Here is a 5,085-nt window from a genome sequence, read left to right on the forward strand (position 1 = left end):
TGATCAATGCGTACGGGCCGACGGAGACGACGGTCTGCGCGGCGATGAGCGCGCCTCTGTCGCCCAGCGCCGACGTGGTCCCCATCGGCCGCCCCAGCGCCAACGCACGGGCCTTCGTCCTGGACGCGTTCCTGCACCCGGTGCCGCCCGGCTTCACGGGTGAGCTGTACGTAGCCGGTACGGGCCTGGCGCGGGGCTACCTCGGGTGCCCGGCCTTGACGGCGGAGCGGTTCATCGCGTGCCCGTTCGGCTCCGGCGGGCGCATGTACCGGACCGGTGACCTGGTCCGCTGGACCGATGACGGCGAGCTGGTGTTCGTCGGCCGGGCGGACGCTCAGGTCAAGGTCCGGGGTTTCCGGGTGGAGCTGGGCGAGGTGGAGGCGGTGCTCGCCGCGCATCCGGCGGTGGCCCAGGCAGTGGTGACGGCCCGCGAGGACCGTCCGGGCGAGCGTCGACTCGTCGGCTATGTGGTGCCCGACGGCGAGTCGGTCGACGGGGCGGCGGTGCGGGAGCACGCGGCCCAGGTGCTGCCGGAGTACATGGTGCCGGCGGTGGTCGTGGCGCTCGACGCGCTGCCCCTGACGGTCAACGGCAAGGTGGACCGCCATGCGCTGCCCGCCCCCGACTTCGCCGCGCGGGCGACGGAGCGGGAGCCGCGTACCGCTGCTGAAGAGACGTTGTGCGGGCTGTTCGCCGAGGTGCTCGGCCTCGAACGGGTCGGGGTGGACGACAGCTTCTTCGAGCTGGGCGGCGACTCCATCATGTCCATGCAACTCGTCGCACGGGCGCGGCGTGCGGGGCTGATCTTCACCGCCTGGGACGTGTTCGAGCTGGTGTCCCCCGGCGCTCTCGCCGCAGCGGCGGAGGTCGGCGTCGCGGTCGGTGACGCGCTCGGCGGCGCGGCGGACTCGGGCGCGGGCGACATGCCCTGGACACCGGTCATGCGGGCCATGGGGGAGCACGCCCTCGGCGGCCGGTTCGCTCAGTGGGCGGTCGTCACAGCCCCGGCCGGGCTGGACCGGGACGTGCTGACCGCCGGGCTGGCGGCCGTACTGGACACGCACGACATGCTGCGGGCCCGCGCCGTGCACGACGCGGCGCGGCCGAGGCTGTTGGTCGGCGAGCGCGGTTCGGCGGACGCGTCGGGCCTGGTCACACGGGTGGCCGTCACCAGTGGAAGCCCGGACGAGACGGCCGAGCGGGCGGCGCTGGAGGCGGTCGAGCGGCTGGATCCGGGCGCGGGGGTGATGGTTCAGCTGGTGTGGGTGGACGCGGGCCCCGACCGGCTGGGCCGGCTGGTGTTTGTAGCGCATCACCTGGTGGTCGACGGCGTGTCGTGGCGCATCCTCGTGCCGGATCTGGCCGCCGCCTGCGAGGCCGTAGCAGCCGGGCGGCAACCGGCGCTCGACCCGACGGGCACGTCCTTCCGCCGCTGGGCGGAGATCCTGACGGCCCAGGCGACGGACGAGAACCGCGTCGCCGAACTCGACGGCTGGGTAGCCCTGCTCGGGGACGGCGAGGGAGACCCGCCGCTGGGTGTACGGCCGCTCGACCCCGCGCAGGACACCGCCTCGACCCTTTCCCGCCACTCGTGGCAGGTCCCGGCCCGACAGGCGGCGACGCTCGTCGGCCGGACGCCTGTGACGTTCCACTGCGGCGTGCATGAAGTGCTGCTGTCCACGCTGGCCGCAGCGGTCGAGCACTGGCGTCATGAGAACCTGCGCAGTGCGGACCTGAGCAGTGCGGACCCGAGCAGTGCAGACCCGGGTAACGCAGACCTGAGTAATCCGGGCCGCCAGGACCAAGAGAAGTCGTCGGGCGTCCTGGTGGATATCGAAGGCCACGGCCGTGAGCCCATAGCCCAAGGCGTGGACCTCTCCCGCACTGTGGGCTGGTTCACCAGCGTGCACCCGGTCCGGCTCCGGCTGGACGGCATCGACCTTCCGCAGGCGCTCGCGGGCGGCCCGGCCGCAGGTGCGGCTCTCAAAGCGGTCAAGGAACAGTCGCGGGCGACCCCTGGGGGCGGGGGAGGGGACGGTGACGGGCTCGGTTACGAGCTGTTGCGCCACCTCAACCCCGACACTGGGCAGACCCTGGCCGCCCTCCCGGATCCGCAGATCGCGTTCAACTACCTCGGCCGGTTCGCCGCCGGGCCGCCGACGGGCCCGGCAGGGCCATGGCAACTGGTCGGGGACTCGGCCATTGGCGGCTCGGCCGACCCCGGCATGCCCGTCAAGCACGTCGTGGAGGCCGGCGCGGTCGTCCGCGACACCGCCGACGGGCCCGAGCTGACCGTCCATCTGATGTGGCCCGCCGGCGTCCTGACCGAGGCCGCCGTGCACCGGTTGGGGCGTATCTGGCTGGACATGCTCGACGGTCTGGCCCTCCACACCGCCGACCCCACGGCGGGCGGACACACACCGGCCGACTTCCCGCTCATCGAACTGACGCAGAGCCAAATAAGTGCCCTGGAAGCAGGGTTCGCCGACGACGGTTCCTGACCGATCCCGGTTGTCACCACCGGCCAGCACCACCGGTCATCACCAGACGAGTAGAGGAGCGAACAGTGACCCGTTCAGCAGTCGAGGATGTCTGGCCTCTCTCCCCTTTGCAGGAGGGCCTGCTCTTCCACGCCTCTTTTGATGACCAGGGGCCCGACGTCTACACCGTCCAGACCGTGCTGGCCGTGACCGGACCGCTGGACGCGGCGCGCCTACGCGCGTCGTGGGAGGCGCTGGTGGCCCGGCACGCGGCGCTGCGCGCGTGCTTCCGCCAGGTGGACGGCGCGCGGACCGTGCAGGTCATCGCGCGGGAAGTCGACCTGCCATGGCGTGAAGCGGACATCAGCGAGCTGGCAGAGGCCGACGCGGCCGACCGGGTGGAGGAGCTGATCGCGCAGGAGCGGGCGGAGCGTTTCGACCCGGCGGTGCCCCCGCTGCTGCGGTTCCTGCTGGTCGAGCTCGCCGACGGCGAGCACCGGCTGGTGATCACCAGCCATCACATCCTGATGGACGGCTGGTCGATGCCGGTCCTGATGGGCGAGCTGGCCGCCGTGTACGAGGCGGGCGGCGACGCGCGCGGGCTGCGGCGCACGACGTCGTACCGGGAGTACCTGGCCTGGCTGAACCGCCAGGACAAGGATGCCGCTCGCGGCGCCTGGCAGGCCGAGCTGGCGGGGGCCGAGGAGCCGACGCTCGCGGCGCCGGCCGACCCCGGACGGATGCCCGTCGTGCCGCGCAGCGTCGGCGCCGAGCTGCCCGAGCGGCTCACGCGCGGGCTGGGCGAGCTGGCCCGTACGCACGGTTTGACGGTGAACACGGTGGTGCAGGGCGCGTGGGCGCTGATGCTGGCGCGGCTCTCCGGCCGCACGGACGTCGTGTTCGGCGCCACGGTCGCGGGCCGGCCGCCCGAACTGCCGGGCATGGAGAGCATGGTGGGGCTGCTGATCAACACGCTCCCGGTGCGCGTACGGATCGACGGCGGACAGCCCGTGCTGCGGATGCTCACGGAGCTACAGGAGCGCCAGTCCGCGCTGATGGCCCATCAGCATCTCGGCCTGCCGGAGATCCAGCGGCTCGGCGGGCCCGGCGCGGTCTTCGACACGATCGTCGTGTACGAGAGCTACCCGCTTCCGCCCGGCGGCCCCCCGGCCCCCGACGCCCTCACCATCGAGCCCTACGGCCCCCCTCGCGAGGCCGCGCACTACCCGCTGATGCTGGGCGTCGTACCCGGCGAACCCATGCGCCTCCGGCTCTCCTACCAGCCCGACCTGTTCGAACGCGAAGCCGTCGAGTCGGTCGTCGCCGGTCTGCGACGGGTCCTGGAGCAGATGGTGGCCGATGCCTCGGCCCCGGTGGGCCGGATCGACGCGCTGGACGGACCGGGGCGCGGGCTCGTGGTGGAGGAGTGGAACGCGAAGGCGGCACCGCCGCCCGACGGTGTATCGGTTCCGGAACTGTTCGCCGCTCAGGCGGCTCGGACGGGAGACGCAACTGCTGTGACGTCTGGTCAAAATCACCTGACGTACCGCCAATTGGTCGAGGAGTCCGACCGGATATCAGCCTCCCTCTCCCGTCAGGGCGTACGGCGCGGCGACCGGGTCGCCGTAGCGATCGAGCGTTCGCCGGAGCTGGTGGCGGCGCTGCTGGGCGTGTGGAAGGCCGGGGCCGCGTACGTACCGGTGGATACGGACCATCCGGCGGACCGGGTCGCGTTCCTGCTGGCCGACTCCGCCCCGTCAGCGGTTCTGTGCACCGACCGCACGCGGGAGATCCTGCCCGCTGACGGCGCGTACCGAGTGATGTCGCTGGACGGCCCGGAGGTGCGGACGGCGTCCGCTGCGGACAGCCCGCAGGTCGCGGTGGGGTCCGACGACTTGGCGTATGTGATGTATACGTCCGGTTCCACCGGCGTGCCCAAGGGCGTTGCGGTCCCGCACGGCGCGGTGGCAAGGCTGGTGGCCGAGCCCGGCTGGGCTGTGAGCGCGGGCGATGCCGTGCTGATGCACGCCCCGCACGCCTTCGACGCCTCGCTGTACGAGCTATGGGTGCCGCTGGTGGCGGGCGCTCGCGTGGTGATCGCGGAGCCGGGCGCGGTGGACGCGGACCGGCTGCGGCAGGCGATCGCCGACGACGGTGTGACGGCGGCCCACCTGACCGCCGGGTCGCTCCGCGTGCTGGCCGACGAGTCGCCCGAGAGCTTCACCGGGCTGCGCGAGGTGCTGACCGGCGGGGACGTGGTGCCTGCCGCGTCCGTCGCACGCGTACGAGAGGTCTGCCCCGGCACCGCCGTCCGTCATCTCTACGGGCCGACCGAGGTCACCCTGTGCGCCACCTGGCACCTCCTGGAGCCGGGTGCCGAGGCGGGGCCGGCCCTGCCCATCGGGCGTCCCCTGCCCGACCGCCGGGCCTTCGTCCTGGACGCGTTCCTCTTCCTCCGTCGTCAGGCCAAGCTTTTCGCGCATGCCGGCAAGCCAGCGTTTCGGAAAGGCGGCGGCGAAACCGGCGAGAACGGCATTGGCGAGTTCGGCGGCTTTTTCCACCTGCGGATCGAGCAGCGGCAACAGGCATTCCGCCAGCCTTGCAA

Annotated in this window: 2 protein-coding genes; both read left to right on the top strand. The window is 72.5% G+C overall.

Annotation, left to right across the window (positions count from 1 at the left end; translation table 11 throughout):
- Window positions 1-2,501: condensation domain-containing protein (locus ACFU99_RS32310; RefSeq protein ID WP_384398796.1), on the top strand; the 2,501-nt coding region annotated here is incomplete at its 5' end.
- A gap of 65 nt (window positions 2,502-2,566) precedes the next feature.
- Window positions 2,567-5,085, top strand: a 2,519-nt coding sequence (locus ACFU99_RS32315; protein ID WP_384398798.1) for a condensation domain-containing protein, incomplete at its 3' end; no start/stop codon positions are given.

Origin of the sequence: Streptomyces sp. NPDC057654 (assembly GCF_042800135.1) — a bacterium.
GTDB lineage: Bacteria > Actinomycetota > Actinomycetes > Streptomycetales > Streptomycetaceae > Streptomyces.